This is a genomic window from Fictibacillus sp. BK138 (assembly GCF_004216955.1).
GTDB lineage: Bacteria > Bacillota > Bacilli > Bacillales > Fictibacillaceae > Fictibacillus.
On sequence record NZ_SGXL01000001.1, the window covers coordinates 1,245,927 to 1,267,017 of the forward strand.

Here is a 21,091-nt window from a genome sequence, read left to right on the forward strand (position 1 = left end):
ACAGTAGTTTTCGGAGGTGTTTTTAATGGGGGAAAAAAGAGTTCTTCCGCTCCTCCCTCTACGCGGATTGTTGGTCTATCCGACAATGGTGCTTCACTTGGATGTTGGAAGAGAAAAGTCGATTCAAGCACTTGAAAAAGTGATGCTCGATGACCAGATGATTTTTCTTTCAACTCAAAAGGAAGTTTCTATCGAAGATCCAGCTGAAGAGGAAATTTACAATGTCGGGACTTTATCAAAAGTCAATCAGATGCTTAAACTGCCTAATGGCACGATAAGAGTATTGGTAGAAGGTATTCAGCGTGGAAAAATTACTTCTTTTATGGATGAAAAGACACATGTTGAAGTGGAAATAGAGCTAACAGATGATGTCGAAGAGAAGGAAGCTGAAACGGAAGCGTTGATGCGAGCGGTTTTGGCGCAGTTTGAACAATACATAAACCTTTCTAAAAAAGTAACTCCTGAAACGCTGGCGTCTGTTCAAGATATAACCGAACCTGGCAGACTTGCTGATGTTATTTCTTCTCACCTTTCCTTAAAGATAAAAGAAAAGCAAAAGATTCTGGAAATCTTTAATGTTAAGGAAAGACTGGAACATTTACTGGCGCTTTTAAACAACGAAAAAGAAGTGCTGGGACTTGAAAAGAAAATTGGCCAGAGAGTTAAAAAGGCGATGGAAAAAACGCAAAAAGAGTATTATTTGCGTGAGCAGATGAAGGCCATTCAAAAAGAGCTTGGCGACAAAGAAGGCAAGGTAGGAGAGGTCAGTTCATTAAAAGAACGGATCGAAGCGTCTGATATGCCTGAAAATGTTATGGAGATTGCTAAGAAAGAATTAGACCGGTATGAAAAAATGCCTAATTCTTCTGCTGAAAGTTCGGTCATTCGTACTTATATAGAGTGGCTTGTTAACTTACCATGGAAACAAGAAACTGTAGATAATCTGGATATTCCACATGCAGAAACAGTTCTGAACGAAGATCATTATGGACTGGAAAAAGTGAAGGATCGTGTTTTAGAGTATTTAGCTGTCCAAAAATTGACGAATTCATTAAAGGGCCCAATTCTGTGCCTTGTAGGTCCTCCAGGGGTTGGTAAAACTTCATTAGCGCGTTCAATTGCCCGTGCCATCGGCCGCAACTTTGTTAGAATCTCCTTAGGCGGAGTGAGGGATGAAGCTGAGATCAGAGGACACCGCAGAACGTACGTAGGAGCTATGCCTGGCAGATTGATTCAAGGTATGAAGAAAGCTGGAACAGTAAATCCTGTGTTTTTGCTTGATGAGATCGATAAGATGTCGAGTGATTTTAGAGGTGACCCTTCTTCAGCAATGCTTGAAGTTCTGGACCCAGAGCAGAACAGCACGTTCAGCGATCACTACATCGAAGAGCCTTTTGATCTTTCAAAAGTTATGTTTGTGACGACTGCAAACTCACTTTCTACAATTCCTGGCCCGCTCTTAGACAGAATGGAAGTCATTTCGATTGCCGGATATACAGAAGTTGAAAAGCTTCATATCTCCAAAAATCATCTAATTCCTAAACAGTTAAAAGAACATGGTCTTAAAAAGAGCCAGATTCAATTCAAGGATGATTGTATTTTAAAGCTCGTACGTAACTACACACGTGAAGCGGGAGTGCGTAATCTAGAACGTCAGATTGCTGGTCTATGCAGAAAGGCTGCTAAACAGATTGTGTCGTCTGAAAAGAAAAAGGTCATCTTGTCCGCAAAAACAATAGAAGATTACCTTGGAAAACCTCGTTTCCGATATGGTCAGGCCGAACTGGAGGATCAGATTGGAGCAGCTACAGGGCTAGCTTATACGACAGCAGGCGGGGATACACTGTCTATTGAAGTAGCTCTGTCTCCGGGGAAAGGCAAGCTTATTTTAACAGGTAAGCTAGGCGATGTAATGAAAGAGTCTGCACAAGCAGCATTGAGCTATGTACGCACGAAAGTAGAAGAATTGGGGATTGCTCCAGACTTTTACGAAAAAACAGATATTCATATTCATGTCCCAGAAGGTGCTACTCCAAAAGATGGTCCTTCTGCAGGGATTACAATCGCCACTGCCCTCGTTTCTGCCCTTACAAAGAGAGCGGTAAGACGTGATGTTGGCATGACAGGCGAGATTACGCTAAGAGGGCGTGTTCTGCCTATTGGCGGTTTGAAAGAAAAATCTTTAAGCGCACACCGAGCGGGAATCAAGACGATCATTCTTCCAAAAGAGAATGAAAAGGATATTGAAGAGATTCCGGAGACTGTAAAAGAAGGTCTTTCATTTATTCTTGTCTCTCACTTGGATGAAGTCTTAAAAGTAGCATTAGCAGGTGATGAAAAGTGAAAGTAAATACAGCAGAGATAGTCATATCAGCGGTAGGTCCTAAGCAATATCCGGAAGGCAATCTTCCGGAAATTGCATTGGCAGGCCGTTCAAACGTAGGGAAATCTTCCTTTATCAATAAAATGATCCACCGTAAAAATTTGGCGCGTACTTCTTCAAAACCGGGAAAAACGCAAACTCTTAATTTTTATATATTAAATGAAAGTTTTTATTTTGTAGATGTGCCAGGCTACGGATTTGCTAAAGTTTCTAAGACAGAAAGAGAAGCCTGGGGCAAGATGATCGAACAATATCTTGTTGAGAGGGATCAGCTGAAAGCCGTTGTTCAGCTTGTTGATCTCAGACATCCTCCTTCAAAGGATGATTGTTTGATGTATGATTGGCTAAAATATCACGAACTGCCCGTTATCGTTGTGGCTACAAAAAGTGATAAGATTCCAAAAGGAAAATGGGATAAGCACAAAAAGGTAGTAAAAGAAACTTTAAACATGGATCCTACCGACAAGATCGTTCTTTTCTCTTCTGAAACAGGACACGGGAAAGACGAAGCTTGGGGAGTTCTGAATTCTTATTTAACAAAATAAAAGGCTGTTTTCGTAAACTTTGTTGGTATTGGAAGTGGTTGATTTCCGTTCCAGGTGCTCGCTTTCCGCGGGGCAGGCGGTGAGCCACATTTATACGTTTCACTCTTAAGTGTCTCACCTGCCCGCCTGTCCCGCAGGAGTCTCGCACCTTACACTCCAATCAACTGTCATAGAAGAAAAAATCAGGTTTGAAAACAACAATCTTTTAGAAAAGAGCCCAAGAAAAAAAGCAGTGTTCAAAATTGAACACTGCTTTTATTTTTTCTTGAAAAATATGAAATAGGCTCCTAGAACCATAAGGATGATCGGCCAGAAATTTTCTCCTTTTGCAAATATATTCTCTACTGAAGGGGTATTATTGCTAAAAAAGATAAGCCAAAGTGACAAACTAGTTAACAATAGTCCAGGAATGAGACCGTCTTTCGCCTTTTTATATTGAATTAAGAATGCGATCCCCGTAAGCAATGTTATCAATTGCAGCGGTTCCGGCCAGGAAGGAATTCTTGAAACAGCATGAAAATGGATGCCGAGTCCTGTAAGGAAAACACCTGAAAACAGATTTGCTGAATCTTTTCCTGACCCTGCTTGCATAAGGAGTGCCAGCCCTATAATGAGGATCAATGTTGGCCATGTTAGGTAAGGCTGAATCATTTCAATGTTCATCTGCATTGCAAAAAAGAATAAACCGATACCGATCAAAATAAACCCGCTGAATTTGCTCTGTTGTTTCATAAGTCCTCCAATATTGCGTATAACCTTTGCTAATTTGGTCGAAATTTGTTATTTTAAATAATGGTGCTAAGTATTAGAAATTCAGGAAATCCTAAGACAGTTACATACCTTGAAATTAATAACCCTATCATAGCATAAACGTTTAAATTCTGTTCACAATATACCGGCAATTTGTATTTTTGTCCATGGTATAATGAACACAGAGAATATACATAAAAAGGAGGTGAGCGCATGCATATCTTAGTGGTAGGACTTAATTACAAAACGGCTCCCGTGGAAATTAGGGAAAAAGTTGCGTTTCAGCCCGCTGAAATACAAGATGCGATCTCTTTACTCCGCAAACAAAAAAGTATACTTGAATGTGTAATCGTTTCTACATGTAACCGTACTGAAATCTATGCGGTTACTGATCAGCTTCATACAGGAAGATATTATATTAAATCGTTTTTAGCAGATTGGTTTAATATTGAAAAAGAGGAACTTTCTCCTTTTTTAAGTATAAGAGACGGAGAAGCAGCTGTAGAGCATTTATTCCGTGTATCAGCTGGTTTGGATTCAATGGTTATCGGAGAGACTCAAATTCTCGGTCAAGTAAAAGACAGTTTTCTTGAATCACAAAAGCTGCAGGCTACAGGAACCATCTTTAATAAATTAATGAAACAAGCCATTACCTTTGCGAAAAAGTGCCATTCCGAAACTGATATTGGCGAAAATGCGGTTTCAGTCAGCTACGCAGCTGTAGAACTTGCAAAGAAAATTTTTGGCGGACTGCAGAATAAGACGATACTGATCGTTGGGGCAGGGAAAATGGGCGAGTTAACAGCCAAGCACCTTCATGCCAGCGGCGGTAATGAAGTGTTGGTGATTAACCGCACATTCGAAAAAGCAAAAGAAGTAGCAGAAAAGTTCCATGGTGTCGCTCACCCTTTTAACGATTTAGAGAAACTCCTTGTAAAAGCGGATATTGTGATCTCATCCACAGGAGCAAGTGATTTTGTTATCACAAAAGAAATGGCTGCGCCAGCAATCAAGAAACGAAAAGGGCTTCCGTTGTTCATGGTGGACATTGCGGTTCCGAGAGATTTAGATCCTGCATTGCATGATTTGGACAGCGTTTTCTTATACGATATTGATGATTTAGAAGGTATCGTTGAATCAAACCTAGCAGAGCGCAAAAAAGAAGCGGAAAAGATCGAGATTCTGATTGAATCAGAAATCGTTGATTTTCAATCCTGGATCTCAATGCTTGGTGTAGTACCTTTAATTTCTGCTCTTCGTGAAAAAGCATTGAACATTCAAGCTGAAACGATGCAGAGTATTGAACGTAAAATGCCCGATTTAACAGATCGAGAGAAAAAGATTCTAAGCAAACATACAAAGAGTATAGTAAACCAGCTTTTGCGTGATCCTGTTACAAGAGCTAAAGAAATAGCTGGACAAGCTGATGCAGAAGAACAGCTGCAGTTATTTACTGAGATTTTCGCATTGGAAGATTATTTGGATAAACAAAAGCAGTTGGAAACAGGTTTTGCTGCAAACCGGGAAGACAAAGCATCATTAGCTGATGAGGCTGTCAATCCTTTTACGGCAAGAACATAATTTATTGTTTCCCTCGGGCTCATGGAGTGTGAGCAAAAATGAATTGGATATATGATCTTACAATTGTCTTATATGCATTAAGCATCACGGGCTATTTTATAGATTTTCTTCAAAACAACCGGAAAGCGAACCAGTTTGCTTTCTGGTTGCTTTCTATTGTCTGGGTGCTGCAAACGGTCTTCTTTGTGTTACGGATGCTGGAAGATCAGCGGTTTCCAATCTTAACACCGTCAGAAGGCCTGTTTTTTTATGCTTGGATACTTGTTACATTTTCTGTTGTAATGAGTAAGTTTTTCAGAGTGGACTTCCTTGTGTTTTTTACGAACATACTTGGATTCTTGCTTGTTTCTATCCATTTATTTGCACCAACTGGACAAGCAAGCGCTGTTATTGAAAAACAGCTCATTTCAGAACTATTAATCATTCATATCACGATGGCTTTTATATCATATGGAGCTTTCTCTTTATCTTTTATTTTTTCTTTTATGTATTTAATTCAGCACAGCATGCTTAAAAAGAAAAAATGGAGTAAACGGCTGCAGCGTTTCGGGAGTCTTTCTTATCTCGAAAAGCTTTCGTTCCGTTTAAATACAGTGGGTGTCCCGCTGCTGCTGCTTAGTTTAATATTAGGTGTGATATGGGCATTCTGGAAGATAAATGACTTTACACTTCTCGATGTGAAAGTTATCTCATCTTTTATTGTACTTTTGGTTTACAGCACTTATTTATATCAAAAAGTAGCCAGAGGTGTTCAAGGTAAGACCCTAGCTCTCTGGAACACAGCAGCATTTCTGGTAGTCCTTATTAATTACTTTTTAGCATCTACATTTACTGAGTTTCATCTTTGGTATAAGTAAAGAGATAGGAGTTTTATAAAATGAGAAAAATAATAGTAGGTTCAAGGAGAAGTAAACTCGCACTAACTCAGACGAACTGGGTAATCGACCAGTTAAAGAAGGCCGGCCTTCCTTTTGAGTTTGAAGTGAAAGAGATTGTAACAAAAGGTGATGTCATCTTAAACGTAACCCTATCTAAAGTAGGCGGAAAAGGCCTTTTTGTTAAAGAAATTGAGCAGGCTATGTTAGATAAAGAGATTGATATCGCAGTCCATAGTATGAAGGATATGCCAGCTGCGCTTCCAGAAGGTCTGGAGATCGCTTGTACGCCTAAACGTGTAGATCCGCGAGATGCTCTTATTTCTGAAAAATACTCCTCTTTACGTGATTTGCCAGAGGGAGCAGTTGTTGGGACAAGTTCGTTAAGAAGAGCGGCACAGCTTTTACATACCCGTCCTGATTTATCTATTAAATCCATTCGGGGAAATATTGATACTCGATTGGAAAAGCTGAAATCCGGAGAGTTTGATGCTATTATTCTTGCTGCTGCTGGATTAGAGAGAATGGGCTGGTCAAAGGATGTTGTAACCGAGTTTTTGGATACAGATCTTTGTTTGCCTGCAGTAGGACAAGGGTCGCTGGCGATTGAATGCAGAAGCGATGACGATGAAGTAAAAGAGTTGTTAGCTACTTTAAATGATTCGTATACGTTTCAGACTGTTCTTGCGGAGCGTGCCTTCTTAGATACTTTAGAAGGCGGCTGCCAAGTACCTATCGCTGCATACGCAACTTTAACCAACGATGAGGTAACGTTAACAGGGCTAGTCGCAGACCCATCAGGGAAAAAAGTATTAAAAGAAATGAAAACAGGAAAAGATCCTCATCAAGTAGGGGTTGCACTCGCTCAGGAATTAAAAGAAAGCGGTGCAAAAAAGATTCTTGATGATGTGAAAGAGGAACTGGACATCTAATGAAAACACAAGAAGGTCCATTAGCAGGTAAAACTGTACTTGTTACCCGGCCTAAAGAGCAAGCAGATTCATTACTAACACTAATTAAAGAAGAAGGGGGCATACCGCTCCCTTTTCCGGTTGTGACAATAACAGGAACGGATAAAGAGTTAGTTGAGTTTTCGATCCATCCCATTTCCCGCTTTAAGTGGATTATTTTCACCAGCAAGAATGGTGTTGATCATTTTTTTAGCTTCATCAAAGAGAATGAATTATCGTTTGACCGTCACAAATTTGCTGCAGTTGGAGAAAAAACTGCGCAAGCGATGAAGGAGCGGGGAATCAAGTCCATCCTTGTTCCAAACCGTTATGATGCTGAAGCGCTTGTTGAACTTCTAAAAAAAGAAATAAATGTTGGAGAAAAGGTGCTTTTTCCAAAAGGAAGTCTTGCTCCTTCTTACATTAAAGGACAATTAAAAGATAAAGCAGAAGTGGAAGAACTAGTTGTATACGAAACAAAACCCGCTGAGGACCTTGACTGGGATATTGTCCTAAAAGCAGATTGCTTCTTTTTCTTAAGTCCTTCTGCAGTCTCATTTATGACTGCGTATTTTGAAAAGAAACAAAAAAGCAGGATTTTGAAAACCCCTGCTTTTTGTATTGGGCCGACCACAAAACAAGCAGCTCTCGAGAAAGGGTTCCAACATGTTTTAATGCCTGAAAGATATACAGCTGAGGACATGGTGAAACTTGCTGCAAATTATTTCCAAGGAGGAAGCTAATATGAATTTCCAGCGTCATCGCCGTTTAAGAAGAACTGCTTCAATGCGTTCACTAGTACGTGAAACACATTTGCATGTATCTGATTTTATTTATCCATTATTTTTTGTCGAAGGTGAGAATGTTAAGAAAGAAGTCCCTTCTATGCCAGGCGTTTATCATCTTTCACTCGATTTATTAGAAGAAGAAATTAAAGAAGTAGAAAACCTGGGTATTCAATCCATTATTGTTTTCGGTGTACCTGGTGAGAAGGATGAATGCGGTAGTTCTGCTTATGACCATAACGGAATCGTACAAAAAGCCATTCGTCAGATTAAAGAGATCGCCCCCTCTCTAACAGTAATCGCCGATACTTGTCTTTGTCAGTTTACAGATCATGGTCATTGCGGTGTTATTGAGAACGGTTATGTACTTAACGACGAAACACTTAAACTATTGGCAAAAACTGCAGTTTCTCAAGCTGAAGCAGGAGCTGATATTATAGCCCCTTCTAATATGATGGACGGTTTTGTAGCAGCGATCAGACAAGGATTGGACGAAGCCGGTTTTTCGGAAATTCCGATTATGTCTTATGCAGTAAAGTATGCTTCATCATTTTACGGTCCATTTCGTGATGCTGCACACAGCACACCGCAGTTTGGTGACAGAAAAACCTATCAGATGGATCCGGCAAACCGTCTGGAAGCTCTTCGTGAGGCAGAGTCTGACATTGCTGAAGGTGCAGACTTCTTGATGGTAAAACCAGCTCTTTCGTATTTGGACATTCTTCGTGAATTAAAGGATAGATATCCACTTCCGCTTGTTGCTTATAACGTGAGCGGGGAATACTCGATGATTAAAGCAGCGGCCATAAATGGATGGGTAGATGAAAAAAGTATCGTCCTAGAAAAATTAATTTCTATGAAAAGAGCTGGAGCTGATCTCATCATCACATATTTTGCTAAAGATGCGGCAAGATGGCTGAAGGATAACCGATAAAAAAGAGAGGGTGTCAGTATGAGAAACTTTGAAAAATCAATTGCGGCGTTCAAAGAAGCAAAGGAATATATGCCTGGCGGCGTAAACAGTCCGGTACGTGCTTTTAAATCAGTAAATATGGACCCTGTATTTATGGAACGGGGCAAAGGGTCTAAAATTTATGATATCGATGGAAATGAATATATTGATTATGTTCTTTCATGGGGTCCATTAATTTTAGGCCATGCAGATGAAGCAGTAGTAAAAGCTCTTAAAGAGACTGCTGAACGAGGAACTAGCTTTGGAGCTCCTAACGAGATGGAGACAGAACTGGCGAAACTTGTTATTGACCGTGTTCCCTCTATAGAAGTGGTTCGAATGGTCAACTCCGGCACAGAGGCAACGATGAGCGCACTTCGTCTTGCTCGGGGATATACAGGAAGAAGCAAGATAGTAAAGTTCGAGGGCTGCTACCATGGTCATGGCGACTCATTGCTGATTAAAGCTGGTTCAGGTGTCGCTACACTTGGACTGCCTGACTCTCCAGGTGTACCTGAAGGGATTGCCCAAAATACGATCACGGTTCCGTATAACGATCTTGAAAGTCTGCAGGTTGCATTCGATCAATTCGGAGAGGACATTGCTTGCGTAATCGTCGAGCCTGTAGCTGGAAACATGGGAGTCGTTCCTCCTCAAAAGGGATTCCTTGAGGGTATCCGCAAAATGACGGAGCAACATGGATCTCTATTAATCTTTGATGAGGTTATGACAGGATTCCGTGTGGATTATGAATGTGCACAAGGTTATTTTGGCGTAACACCAGACCTGACATGTTTAGGAAAAGTAATAGGCGGAGGGTTGCCTGTAGGTGCCTACGGCGGTAAGCGTGAAATCATGCAGCAGATTGCACCGAGCGGACCTATTTATCAGGCCGGAACATTGTCTGGAAATCCACTAGCCATGGCTGCAGGATATGCAACTCTTTCTCAGCTAACAAAAGAAAGCTATGATTATTTTAAAAAGCTTGGTGATCAGCTGGCTTCAGGAATATCTGAGGCAGCAGAACATTACGGGATCGATCATACGATCAACCGGGCAGGAAGCATGATTGGTTTCTTCTTTACTAATCAAGATGTAATCAATTACGAAACCGCTAAGTTATCAAACTTGGATCATTTTAATTCTTGTTTCCGCACGATGCTGCATGAAGGGGTTTCTCTTCCTCCTTCGCAATTTGAAGGATTATTCTTATCAACTGCACATACTGAAGAAGATATTATCAAGACAGTCAATGCATTCAGAAAAGCTTTTTCGTTATTAAAGTAGTCTGTTTTCGCAAGTTTTGTAGCTATTGGAAGTTGTTGACTTCCGTTCCAGGATGGTCGCTTTCCGCGGGGCGGGCGGTGAGCCTCCTGCTGCTTTGCGCCAATAGGAGTCTCACCTGTCCCACTCGTCCCGCTGGAGTCTCCCACCTTACACTCCAGTCAAATTGTCATTGAAGATAAAAATATTCTACAGCAACAATCTTTAAGATGAGAGTGATGAGAGCCTTAAAGTAAGAGCAGCTAATAGCGTCCGTTTAACAAAACGGACGCTATTTTTTATTTTTGCCGATTGAACTCTGAATCATATTTCGTCCTGTTCTCTCATACACCTATATTGTATAACTATATGCAATTGAAAGGAGGAGAAGGGCATGAGTCAATCGAAGCTGCGTTTCTCCATTGAGGAGTCTGTTTGGCTTAAGAAAGGACAGGAAGTAGCTGAAGTTTTGTCTATGTCACTTAATCCTGAAATAAACATCAGTGAGGAAGCCGGACAGGTTTATATCAAAGGAGCCCTTATTTTAAACGGAAAATACCGTGCAGAAAAACAGGATGAAAACGATGGATCAAATTTAGAAGGAAATCCTTTATCTGAAGGCGTCTCTTATCGTTCTCTTACTCAGCTGAACGTTGCGGATGATGGGGTTGCAGAATTGGTCCATCGCTTCCCTGTTGACATTACGATCCCGTCCTATCGTGTTGAAGATTCAAATCAGGTAAAAGTGGAAGTAGAGTCTTTTGAATATGAACTTCCTAACTCGACTTGCTTTGAACTTTCAGCATCTATCTGTATTTATGGAATAAAAGATGAAAAACAGCGCCAGGAAAGTCAAGCATTTGAACTGCCTAAAGAAACAGTACGGTCAGCTGTTGAGGAACGTTCTGATCAGAATGGAGAAAAGTCCGAGATCTTTACTCCGTTTCAGTTTGAAGCACGCCAGAGTGGAGGAGTACCTTCTCAGCCACAACAAAATGAACTTCAGGCAAGTTTTAGAGAGGAAGCTTCAGAAGTTAGATCTGAGAAGAAGACATCTTTCGAATTCAAACCGCATTTTGAAGAAATCGATGATACAACGATGGATGCAACATTTGATTCATTAAAGTCGATTGCTTTCTCTAATGAGGATATGAGGAATTCGCACAATGAGGAAGAAACAGAAGAACCAGAAACTGAAGAACACTACCTGCCGGAATATGAAGAAACTCAAGAAGAGCTCAAATTTAATGAGAGCCACACAGATGAAGAAGAATACGTAAGTTATGATCAGCCGTATGGAGAGCAGAATTATCAGGCTCAAGATGCTTATAATTATCAGCAGATCCCTTATCAGAACCAATCCTATCAACAGCCAGAAAGACCATATGAATACAATCCGTATCAGCAGCAATCTTACCCGGCGCAAGAAAACAATTATCAGGAGTACGAGGCACAAAATTACGGTGACCGTCCATATGATGCAGCAGAGTACGGGGAACAAGCGTATCATGATGAACATGAACAAGAATACGATGAACAAAACTATCAGCATACAGAAGAACAAGATCACTCCTATGATTATGAAGCAGAAGCTAGCAGCTATGAAGAACAAGAAGAACAAGAAGAACAAGAAGAACAGCATGTTGAACGGGAAGAGGAACCTAAGGATGAAAATGCCTTGTATTTAACGAAGATGCTGTCTGGAAAAGAAGACCGTTTCTCAAAAATGAGAATGTATATTCTTCAGCGCGGAGATTCTTTAGAACACATATGCGAAAGATATGATATCTCCCTAAATACATTGATGCGCATGAATCAATTACAGCAGGGTGAAGTATCTGAAGGACAAATTATATATATTCCTGTAAGTTCACGCTAAAAATGAGGTGCTGCCATGGGGCTCATTAACCTCTTAGAAAATGAATATGAATTATATGGGGTGAGATGGAAGCAGGAGCCTCATATTATCATGACAGATTTTGGAGAGAAACGAATTAGGTATTGGAAAGATGAAGAAATGTTAAAGTGGCATGTCAGATGGCGCGATGAGTCTTCAAGAGGCTCTGGCGCCGTTCCTGACAGAATGATTCGAACAAGAGACAAAGAAGCCGCGGTTTTTGACGGCAAGCACTGGATTACCCTTCATGACTATGCAGAGATACTTTTTGGCTGTGAAGAAGTAGAACGGTGGGGACAGTTTATTGGTCAGCTGTTAACGGCTTCTGTACAAGGAAACTATAAAAAAGATCTATCTATTGAACAGCCTGCATTTAATTATTACGATTGCTTGGAATTAGCTCAAAAATATACAGATGGAACTTTCCAAATTTTAAATACAAGTTTAGCAGAAGCAAAAAAGAGGGTTCTATTCGCAGAAGCGCTTAATAAAAAAGTTCAAAACACCGATGTTCCAATTTTTGAAAAAGAAATATGTATAGCCAATGGAAAACGAATCTTTCACTTTTTATTTTACCAAGGTGGTGATTCCAAACCGGTACAAAGCTACCTGCCGATACGTAATTTCTTATTCGAATGGCTGGAACACAATTCACCCTTGTCATTAAAAATGCTTCTGACAGAGATTGATCGCACATTCCCGTTAAGTGGTGATCACGGGCTGCTCTTGTTAGCCGAAATTACAACACCATGGGAATTGAATGATTGTCTGAAGCAATTAGACAACACCAGTTTAGAAAAGATGGTTGAAGGAATGAATAGGTACGAAGCCATTTGGGATGCAAACCGGACTTTTCTAAAAACAGTTACGGAATGGTTTGATGAAAACAGAAGGAAGGTGGCCCTATGACAACGGAAAAGGAGACACTAAATTACGGGCCCGTCCTTTTTCATTATGATCTTTTTCCTGAAAAGCTTGAACGCCACGGGAAAGTTAAGAAGGTCATAACGAAAAGAGGAACTTTTGCACTTAAAGAAGCAGAGATGAACGAGGAAGAACGAAGCTGGTTCACACATGTTATTCAAAGGCTTTCAGAGATTGGGTTCCATCAGGTAGTACCCTTGTATCCAACCAAATTTGGTGACTATACGGTTCAGCTGGGACCAAAAACCTATTACCTCATGCCATGGTTCGCATCTGATGAGAGGAATGAAAGAGCAAAGGATGAGGTGCTGCTTGACCATCTTGGTAAAGTGCATGCTCTGACACTCAAAGAACAGGACTTTTCCAACGAAGTCGTTGAGCACTCTTATCAGTATTTAATGAACAGATGGGAAAACAGACAGTTTGAAATGGAAAGATTTACGGAAGAAGCTGAACAGAAAACGTATATGTCTCCTTTTGAATTAACGTATTTAAGTCATTTTCATAACATAATGAGAATGACTGAAGAAGCGAAAAGAAGATTGAAAGATTGGTATGATACTTGTCAGCGTGAAAAGCGATATAGAAGTGTCCTGTGCCATGGCAAAGTTTCCCGTAATCATCTGATATTCAATCCGACCGGGGACGGCCATCTGCTGAACTTTGAAAAAGCGGTACTTGACACACCAGTAAGAGATTTAGCTGTATATTTTAGGAGAGCTGCACATCAGAGAGACTGGACGATTGAAGAAGGAAAGTTATTATTAGATTTATACGAGAAGCATGTACCGCTTTTAAATGAAGAACGAGGATTATTAATTAGTTATTTATCATATCCAGAACCGGTATTTAATGCAGTAGATCTGTACTGCAGCAAAAGAACACAATATTCTCAAATCGAGTTGGTGCACAGGCTTGAAAGCAGAATAAGAGCGATGAAAAAGATACGTGATTTTTGTGATGCTATTATGATAGCTCCTCCGCCTGCTTTTGAAGAAACTGTACCAAATAAGATTCATATAAATAATGAAGAAGATCACATATAGCACCTTATATGTGATCTTCTTGTTTGTTTAAGCTTTTTTGTTAGCCGAATTTTTTGAATGATACGTTAATGGGTATTAAAGTTAACAATTCCAGGTTAATCGATAAAAATCCCACGTAAAATGAAAATATTACAGGGGAAATCGAATTATTCCCACGTAATAAGAAATATAACCACGAGTCGACACCTTTTGACAGTTACAATATACCGTATACCCTACCTTGTAAAACAAGTTATGCAATTAAAAAAATTCATTACCAATCCCAAAATGCAACACTAACAGAATTAAGATTATGAAAAAATCTACAGCGGAAGGAAACAATAACGTCCGGATCAACTGAAAGATAATAAGCGGCACAGTTAATTGTCCAATTGCGTTCTTTACGGTTAGAAGCCAGCCAGGAAAGCGGGCTTTCCTAAAATATCTCCGAGCCAAGAAGAAGCCCCCCATTCGCCCCTTTTTAATAACTTATGCAGCACCTATACAGACGTGAAAGACGGGCTTCACCAAAAAAAAATTTGTGCATAGAATAACTTTTACAAGTTAAGGTTATCCTATTGACTAAAAATAGCACTCTTGTATAAAATATAATCAGATTCTATATTGTGCGTAAACAGGGAATAGTACAAATGCAACACCTTTTAGAGAGAGGATTCATCTGCTGAAAGAATCCTTAAGGCCAGTTCGTTGGAAGTCGCCCTTGAGCATCTTCTTTGAACAATAAAGTAGAAGAAGACGGTAAAATCCGTTATCGATTAAGAGTACAGCATGTTTATTTAAACTTGCCGTAAATTAAGGTGGTACCGCGGAACAGTCCTTTCGTCCTTTAAGACGATAGGGCTTTTTTTGTTTTTTCGCAAATTTTGTTGCTCTTGAATGTGGTTGATTTCCGCTCCAGGTTGCTCGCTTTCCGCGGGGCGTGCGGTGAGCCTCCTTGGCACTTCGCACCATTAGGAGTCTCACCTGTCCCGCTGATCCCGCAGGAGTCTCACACCTTGCACTCCAATCAACCTGTCAATGAAGAGAAAAACAAAAACGCTAAAAACAAAAATCTTTTAAGGAAACCTTTAGAAATAAAAGGAGGAGAAATGATGACGAACGAACAGAAAGAACTGACGATGCCGACAAAGTACGATCCGAAGGCAACAGAAGAAAACCGTTATGAATTCTGGCTGAAAGGTAAATTTTTTGAAGCGAAAGGCGACAAAGAGAAAGAACCATACACAATTGTAATTCCGCCGCCGAATGTTACAGGAAAACTTCACCTTGGTCATGCTTGGGATACGGCATTGCAAGACATTCTTACACGCACAAAACGCATGCAAGGCTATGATGTTTTATGGCTGCCTGGTATGGATCACGCCGGTATTGCAACTCAAGCTAAGGTTGAAGGAAAGCTTCGTGAAGAAGGAATTTCCCGCTATGATCTTGGCCGTGAAAAGTTCCTTGAGAAGTCATGGGAATGGAAAGAGGAATATGCTGAATTTATCCGTCAGCAATGGGCAAAACTTGGTCTTGGATTAGATTACTCCCGTGAACGTTTTACATTAGACGAAGGCCTTTCAGAAGCGGTAAAAGAAGTATTTGTAACGCTCTATGAAAAAGGTTTGATCTATCGTGGCGAATACATCATCAACTGGGATCCACAAACAAAAACAGCACTTTCTGATATAGAAGTAATTCATCAGGACGTTCAAGGTGCTTTCTATCATATGAAATATCCTCTTGCAGATGGTACTGGACATATTGAAGTAGCTACGACTCGTCCTGAAACCATGCTCGGAGATACAGCTATTGCAGTACATCCGAAAGATGAGCGCTATCAGCATCTGATCGGCAAGAAAGCAATCTTGCCAATCGTAGGACGTGAGATTGAAATCGTAGGCGATGATTATGTAGATATGGAGTTTGGTTCAGGTGCAGTAAAAATTACACCTGCACATGACCCGAACGACTTTGAGATCGGAAACAGGCATAACCTAGAACGTATCTTGGTAATGGACGAAGGCGGAAAGATGAACGAAAACGCCGGGAAATATCAAGGTCTTGACCGTTTTGAGTGTCGAAAGCAGATTGTAAAAGACCTCCAGGATCAAGGGGTTCTATTCAAAATTGAAGAGCATTTGCATTCAGTTGGACACTCTGAGAGAAGCGGTGCAGTTGTAGAACCGTACTTGTCTACTCAATGGTTCGTAAAGATGCAGCCTTTAGCAGAAGAAGCGATCAAGCTTCAAAATAGCGAGAATAAAGTTAATTTCGTACCAGATCGTTTTGAAAACACGTATATGCGCTGGATCGAAAACATCCGTGACTGGTGTATTTCCCGTCAGCTGTGGTGGGGACACCGTATTCCAGCATGGTTCCATAAAGAAACAGGTGAAATCTACGTTGGAAAAACAGAACCTAGTGACCCTGAAAATTGGGAACAGGATACAGATGTACTTGATACATGGTTCTCTTCAGCTCTTTGGCCATTTTCAACAATGGGCTGGCCGGATGAAGAATCGGCTGATCTTAAACGCTACTTCCCTGGCAATGTACTTGTTACAGGATACGATATTATTTCATTCTGGGTATCAAGAATGATCTTCCAATCACTTGAGTTCACTGATCAAAGGCCATTTAATGATGTTTTAATCCATGGACTTGTTCGTGATTCAGAAGGGCGCAAGATGAGTAAGTCTCTCGGAAACGGTGTTGATCCGATGGATGTTATCGAGAAGTATGGTGCAGATGCGTTACGCTTCTTCTTAACAACCGGAAGTTCCCCAGGAAACGACCTTCGATTCTATTGGGAAAAAGTTGAGTCTACATGGAACTTTGCTAATAAAATTTGGAACGCGTCCCGTTTTGCTCTCATGAATATGGATGGCATGCAATATGATGAAATTGATTTATCGGGCAAAAAGTCACTTGCTGACCAATGGATCTTAACTCGATTGAATGAAACGTCAGAAGACATTACAAGACTCATTGATGCTTATGAGTTTGGGGAAGTTGGACGTCTTCTTTATAACTTCATCTGGGATGATTTTTGTGACTGGTATATCGAGATGGCGAAACTTCCTCTGTATGGAGAAGATGAAGAAGCTAAGAAAACTACTCGTTCAGTTTTGGCTTATGTGCTTGATCAGACACTTCGCTTGCTTCACCCGTTCATGCCGTTTATTACAGAAGAGATCTGGCAGCATCTGCCTCATGAAGGTGAATCAATCACTGTAGCTTCTTGGCCGGTAAAGCGAGATGACCTTCATTTCCCGGAAGCAGCAAAAGAATTTGCGCTTGTTACTGAAGTGATCCGTTCTGTTCGTAATATCCGCTCAGAAATGAACGTTGCGCCGAGCAAGCCGATCGAACTTCAGATTAAGCCGAAAAATAAAGAGATCTTAAAAGCTCTGGATACAAATCGCAGCTACCTAGTACGTTTTTGCAACCCTAGCGAGCTTTTGATCTCTGATGAAATCTCTGCACCAGAAAAAAGTATGAGTACCGTTTTAACAGGGCTTGAAATGTATCTTCCTCTTGAAGGATTGCTGGATATTGAAGAAGAGATCAAGCGTCTCGAAAAAGAAGCAGAAAAATATGCGAAAGAAGTAGAGCGTGTACAGAAAAAATTAAGCAACGAAGGCTTTATGAAAAAAGCACCTGAAAAGGTTATTGCTGAAGAGCGTGCAAAAGAGAGTGATTATCAGGAGAAATATGATAACGTTCAGGCACGTATTAAAGAGCTTCAAAGCTAACAGCATTGACGATTATGAGGCGGATCCTTTTTATGCAGGATTCGCCTTCTTTTTACGTTATGAAAGGCGGGCTTAAATTTGAATACTTATAATGATGCATTAACATGGATACATGGTTTGTTGAAATTTGGCATAAAGCCAGGATTAAAGAGAGTGGAATGGCTGCTGCAAAGAACAGGAAATCCAGAGGAAAAAATTAAATGTGTACATATTGCCGGAACAAACGGAAAAGGATCTACTGTAGAGTATTTGCGGAGCATTTTTAATGAAGCTGGCTACAATGTGGGCACCTTTACTTCACCATACCTCATCACCTTTAACGAGAGAGTTTCCATAAATAAAGTACCTATTAAAAATCAAGAGCTGTTGGAATACGCAAAATTGGTTAAACCATTCGTAGAAGAACTATCTGAAACCTCACTGGGAAGTCCGACAGAGTTTGAAGTGATTACAGTTATATCAATGCTGTATTTTGCAGATAAGCAGCCTGATATCGTTATTTATGAAACAGGATTAGGCGGTTTATATGATTCTACAAATGTGATTACTCCGATATTGAGTCTGATTTCAAATATTGGATATGATCATATGGGGATCTTAGGGGATACCATGGAGGAAATTGCATTTCAAAAAGCAGGGATCATTAAAAAAGGAGTTCCGGTCATTACATCCGTTGAACAGATCGAAGCTTTAAAAGTGATAGAGAAAAAGGCTGATACAATGAATTCTGAATCTTTTTTCCTTGGCAGAGATTTTTCGATTCATCACATGAAAAGTTCTGACTGGGGAGAGGAGTTTGTATACACAGGGCTTGAGAAATCAAATTTCTCAGCGGAAATATCAATGAAAGGAATTCATCAAGTGAAAAATGCCGGCCTTGCGCTGGCTGCTGTCGAATATTTAACAGAAAAGGGTTACTACAGAATTGATGCGGGAAAAATAAAAACCGGATTATTTCGAGCAAATTGGGCGGGAAGGTTTGAAAAAGTTTCTTCTTCACCCGATATAATTATAGACGGTGCTCACAACCATCAAGGAATACAAGCACTCAGACAAACAATAGAAAACCATTATAAGGACAGAAAGATCTATTTATTATTCGCGGCACTGCATGATAAAGCTTATAAAAACATGATGAAAGAGCTTGATAACATTATATATGAGGCTTATTTCACGACATTTAACTTTCCGAGAGCAGCGTCTGCAGAACAGTTGCAGGCTGAAAGTCCGTTTCAAAGGTCATGTTCAAACTCTAATTGGAATGAAGCTTTAGAAGAGATAAAGAAAAAACTTAACAGTGAGGATGTCCTTATTATTACGGGATCTCTTTACTTTATTTCAGAGATCAGAAAAAGTTTTCAAAATTTGGAATAACATTTATTGTAATTTTTTGAACTTTTGATAAAATAAAAAGATAAGAGAAATGTACTAGTAAAATAGATGTGTATATTGAACATTAAAAGGGAGGGGACAGCCATGGAATCTCAGATGAATAATATGAGAAAACGCAAATATGTAATAGCTGCATGGCTGATTTTATTCCCTTTAGCTTGGTGGACTGCCGTTCAAATGACCAATAACCAGCCGGATTTAAATTTGATCGACTTGGGCATTATTGCAGTTTTAGCGATTATTGTTTCTATGTTTCCTATTAAGGTTCTTAATACAAATATATCTTTTATGTCTGGTATAAATCTAGCTGTCTTTTTATATTTTGGTCTAACAGTTGCTTTAACAATGACACTTATTTCTGTAATTGCCATGTTTATTTCACTTAAAGCTCATATTATAAAAGAGTATTACAGATATATGGCCAATACGCTTATGTTTTCATGGATTATCATTTGTGAAGCGAGTGTTTTTTACTTTCTTGGCGGGGAAACAGGGGCGTTCAACTTAAATCAATCGATTAATCTAATACCTGTTTTTGGATATGTTTTGACAGGATTAATACTCAATCATGTCGGATTATATTTCATTATTACGGTGCTTTATGAGCAATCCAGTCGTTTTATTGAACGGGATGCATTATGGGATCTTGTTTCAGAAGTTCTAGCTATACCAGTTGGACTGATGCTTTACGTTCTATACTCCCAATTGGGACAGCCTGCTATTTTTTATGTAGGGCTTCCTTTTATATCACTTTCATTCATTATTAAACTCTATCATTCGAGTGAACAGATCAATGTTTCTTTGCAAAAAGCGAGCGAGATTGGTCAGCAGCTTTCGGAACATTTAAAAGTAAATCATATTTTAGATGTTTTTATAGAAAAACTTATTGCATTCATGTCTGTTGATTTTGCCTTTATTTATGACGCAGATGCTGGTGAACATTTAAAAATTATAAGAAAGTATGAAAGTGAAGAAGGTATATTAGCTTCAGTCCCTATTAAAAAGCATGAAGCGATCAGCGGAAAAGTCTGGTCTACCGGTAAAAGTATAAGGTACTGTAAGATCAATGCCTGGAGAGAAATATCTGAAACATTCTTTCAGAGCAAAGCAGAATCTGTAGTAGCCGTACCTATGATTCGAAATCAAAGAATCGTTGGCATTATTACTTTTGCTTCTAAGAAAAAACATGCCTATCAAAAACATCACTTGATTATTTTAGAGATTTTAGCAAACTATTTAGCGGTTGCCATTGATAACGCAAGAAACTATGAATCTACAAAACTAAAAAGTGAGCAGTGTCCATTAACAGGTCTCTATAATTATAGATACTTTGAGGATTTGCTGGCTAATATGTATAACAATTACGAATATTTCAGAAAACAATTCTCTGTTATTTTGCTAGATATCGATCATTTTAAAGCAGTTAATGATTCGTACGGTCATCAAAGCGGCAATGATGTACTCATCATGCTTGCTCGAAGGCTCGAGGATTTTATTGGTGAACGAGGAACAGTAGCGCGATATGGCGGGGAAGAATTTATTATTCTTCTGCCGGAATCTGGCGGTAACGAATGTTTAGAAATAGCTGAACAGCTTCGTTCTGTAATTTCGGACAATGGATTCGAAATCCATAACGATTTAACCGATCAGTGTAAACATAAGATATACATAACTGCGAGTATTGGGGTAGCTACCGCTCCTCATCAAGGTGAAGATCCTTTAACATTGATAAGAAATGCAGATCGAGCCATGTATACTGGTGCAAAACAGCAAGGCCGCAACAAGGTGGCAGCTTATATTGGATAACTGTGAAAGATCTCAGGAAGTCATCTGGGGTCTTTTATTATTTTTAAGATTGTTGCTATAGAAAGGTTTTTTATCCGTCCTTCATTGAAAAGTTAATTGAAGTGTAAGGGCGAGACTCCTCGAAAATGAACTTCACATTTTCTTCGTGCGATGTTAAGCTGCCGGAGCCTTCCTTGTCCTGCAGGATGAGTGGGACAGGTGA

15 protein-coding genes and 1 other annotated feature are annotated in these 21,091 nt (G+C 39.8%); of the genes, 14 read left to right on the forward strand and 1 reads right to left on the reverse strand.

Translation table 11 applies throughout. From position 1 onward, the window contains the following. The first annotated feature begins 25 nt into the window (after positions 1–25). Complete coding sequence (gene lon / locus EV282_RS06055) at positions 26–2,344, forward strand: endopeptidase La (protein ID WP_130294635.1); 2,319 nt, start codon at positions 26–28, stop codon at positions 2,342–2,344. Further along, complete coding sequence (gene yihA / locus EV282_RS06060; RefSeq protein WP_130294636.1) at positions 2,341–2,928, forward strand: ribosome biogenesis GTP-binding protein YihA/YsxC; 588 nt, start codon at positions 2,341–2,343, stop codon at positions 2,926–2,928. Before lon ends, yihA begins: the two co-directional genes overlap by 4 nt. A 255-nt stretch (positions 2,929–3,183) precedes the next feature. Here yihA and EV282_RS06065 read toward each other — a convergent pair whose 3' ends face one another. Continuing rightward, entirely contained in the window at positions 3,184–3,660 is a 477-nt protein-coding gene (locus EV282_RS06065; protein ID WP_130294638.1) for a LiaI-LiaF-like domain-containing protein, read from the reverse strand. 231 nt (positions 3,661–3,891) lie between these two features. Between EV282_RS06065 and hemA the strand changes: the two genes are divergently transcribed. From hemA to EV282_RS06125, 12 genes are all read left to right on the forward strand, one after another. After that, complete coding sequence (gene hemA / locus EV282_RS06070; RefSeq protein WP_130294639.1) at positions 3,892–5,259, forward strand: glutamyl-tRNA reductase; 1,368 nt, start codon at positions 3,892–3,894, stop codon at positions 5,257–5,259. A gap of 38 nt (positions 5,260–5,297) precedes the next feature. Further along, entirely contained in the window at positions 5,298–6,116 is an 819-nt protein-coding gene (locus tag EV282_RS06075) for a cytochrome C assembly family protein (RefSeq protein WP_130294641.1), read from the forward strand. 20 nt (positions 6,117–6,136) lie between these two features. After that, positions 6,137–7,066: a hydroxymethylbilane synthase gene (hemC, locus tag EV282_RS06080; RefSeq protein WP_130294643.1), complete on the forward strand. Its 930-nt coding sequence runs from the start codon at positions 6,137–6,139 to the stop codon at positions 7,064–7,066. Beyond that, entirely contained in the window at positions 7,066–7,827 is a 762-nt protein-coding gene (locus tag EV282_RS06085) for a uroporphyrinogen-III synthase (protein ID WP_130294645.1), read from the forward strand. The genes hemC and EV282_RS06085 overlap by 1 nt, the downstream gene beginning before the upstream one ends. 1 nt (position 7,828) lies before the next feature. Next, a complete protein-coding gene (gene hemB, locus EV282_RS06090; protein ID WP_130294647.1) occupies positions 7,829–8,803 on the forward strand; it encodes a porphobilinogen synthase in 975 nt (324 codons plus the stop codon). An 18-nt stretch (positions 8,804–8,821) separates the two neighbouring features. Continuing rightward, positions 8,822–10,108, forward strand: a complete 1,287-nt coding sequence (gene hemL / locus EV282_RS06095) for a glutamate-1-semialdehyde 2,1-aminomutase (protein ID WP_130294648.1) — start codon at positions 8,822–8,824, stop codon at positions 10,106–10,108. Positions 10,109–10,478: 370 nt separating this feature from the next. Next, positions 10,479–11,963 (forward strand): LysM peptidoglycan-binding domain-containing protein, encoded by a 1,485-nt coding sequence (locus EV282_RS06100; RefSeq protein WP_130294650.1) that lies wholly within the window; start codon positions 10,479–10,481, stop codon positions 11,961–11,963. Between the two features lie 15 nt (positions 11,964–11,978). Continuing rightward, the gene (locus tag EV282_RS06105; protein ID WP_130294652.1) at positions 11,979–12,890 is read left to right on the forward strand and encodes a hypothetical protein; all 912 of its coding nucleotides are present in this window, start codon (positions 11,979–11,981) and stop codon (positions 12,888–12,890) included. Next, entirely contained in the window at positions 12,887–13,951 is a 1,065-nt protein-coding gene (gene ysxE, locus EV282_RS06110) for a spore coat protein YsxE (RefSeq protein WP_130294654.1), read from the forward strand. Before EV282_RS06105 ends, ysxE begins: the two co-directional genes overlap by 4 nt. Positions 13,952–14,552: 601 nt before the next feature. Further along, positions 14,553–14,781 (forward strand) — a binding site (T-box leader). Between the two features lie 261 nt (positions 14,782–15,042). After that, the gene (locus EV282_RS06115) at positions 15,043–17,691 is read left to right on the forward strand and encodes a valine--tRNA ligase (protein WP_130294656.1); all 2,649 of its coding nucleotides are present in this window, start codon (positions 15,043–15,045) and stop codon (positions 17,689–17,691) included. 78 nt (positions 17,692–17,769) lie between these two features. Beyond that, entirely contained in the window at positions 17,770–19,065 is a 1,296-nt protein-coding gene (locus EV282_RS06120) for a bifunctional folylpolyglutamate synthase/dihydrofolate synthase (RefSeq protein ID WP_130294658.1), read from the forward strand. Positions 19,066–19,167: 102 nt separating this feature from the next. Further along, positions 19,168–20,889: a sensor domain-containing diguanylate cyclase gene (locus EV282_RS06125; RefSeq protein ID WP_165389374.1), complete on the forward strand. Its 1,722-nt coding sequence runs from the start codon at positions 19,168–19,170 to the stop codon at positions 20,887–20,889. The last annotated feature ends 202 nt before the right edge of the window (positions 20,890–21,091 follow it).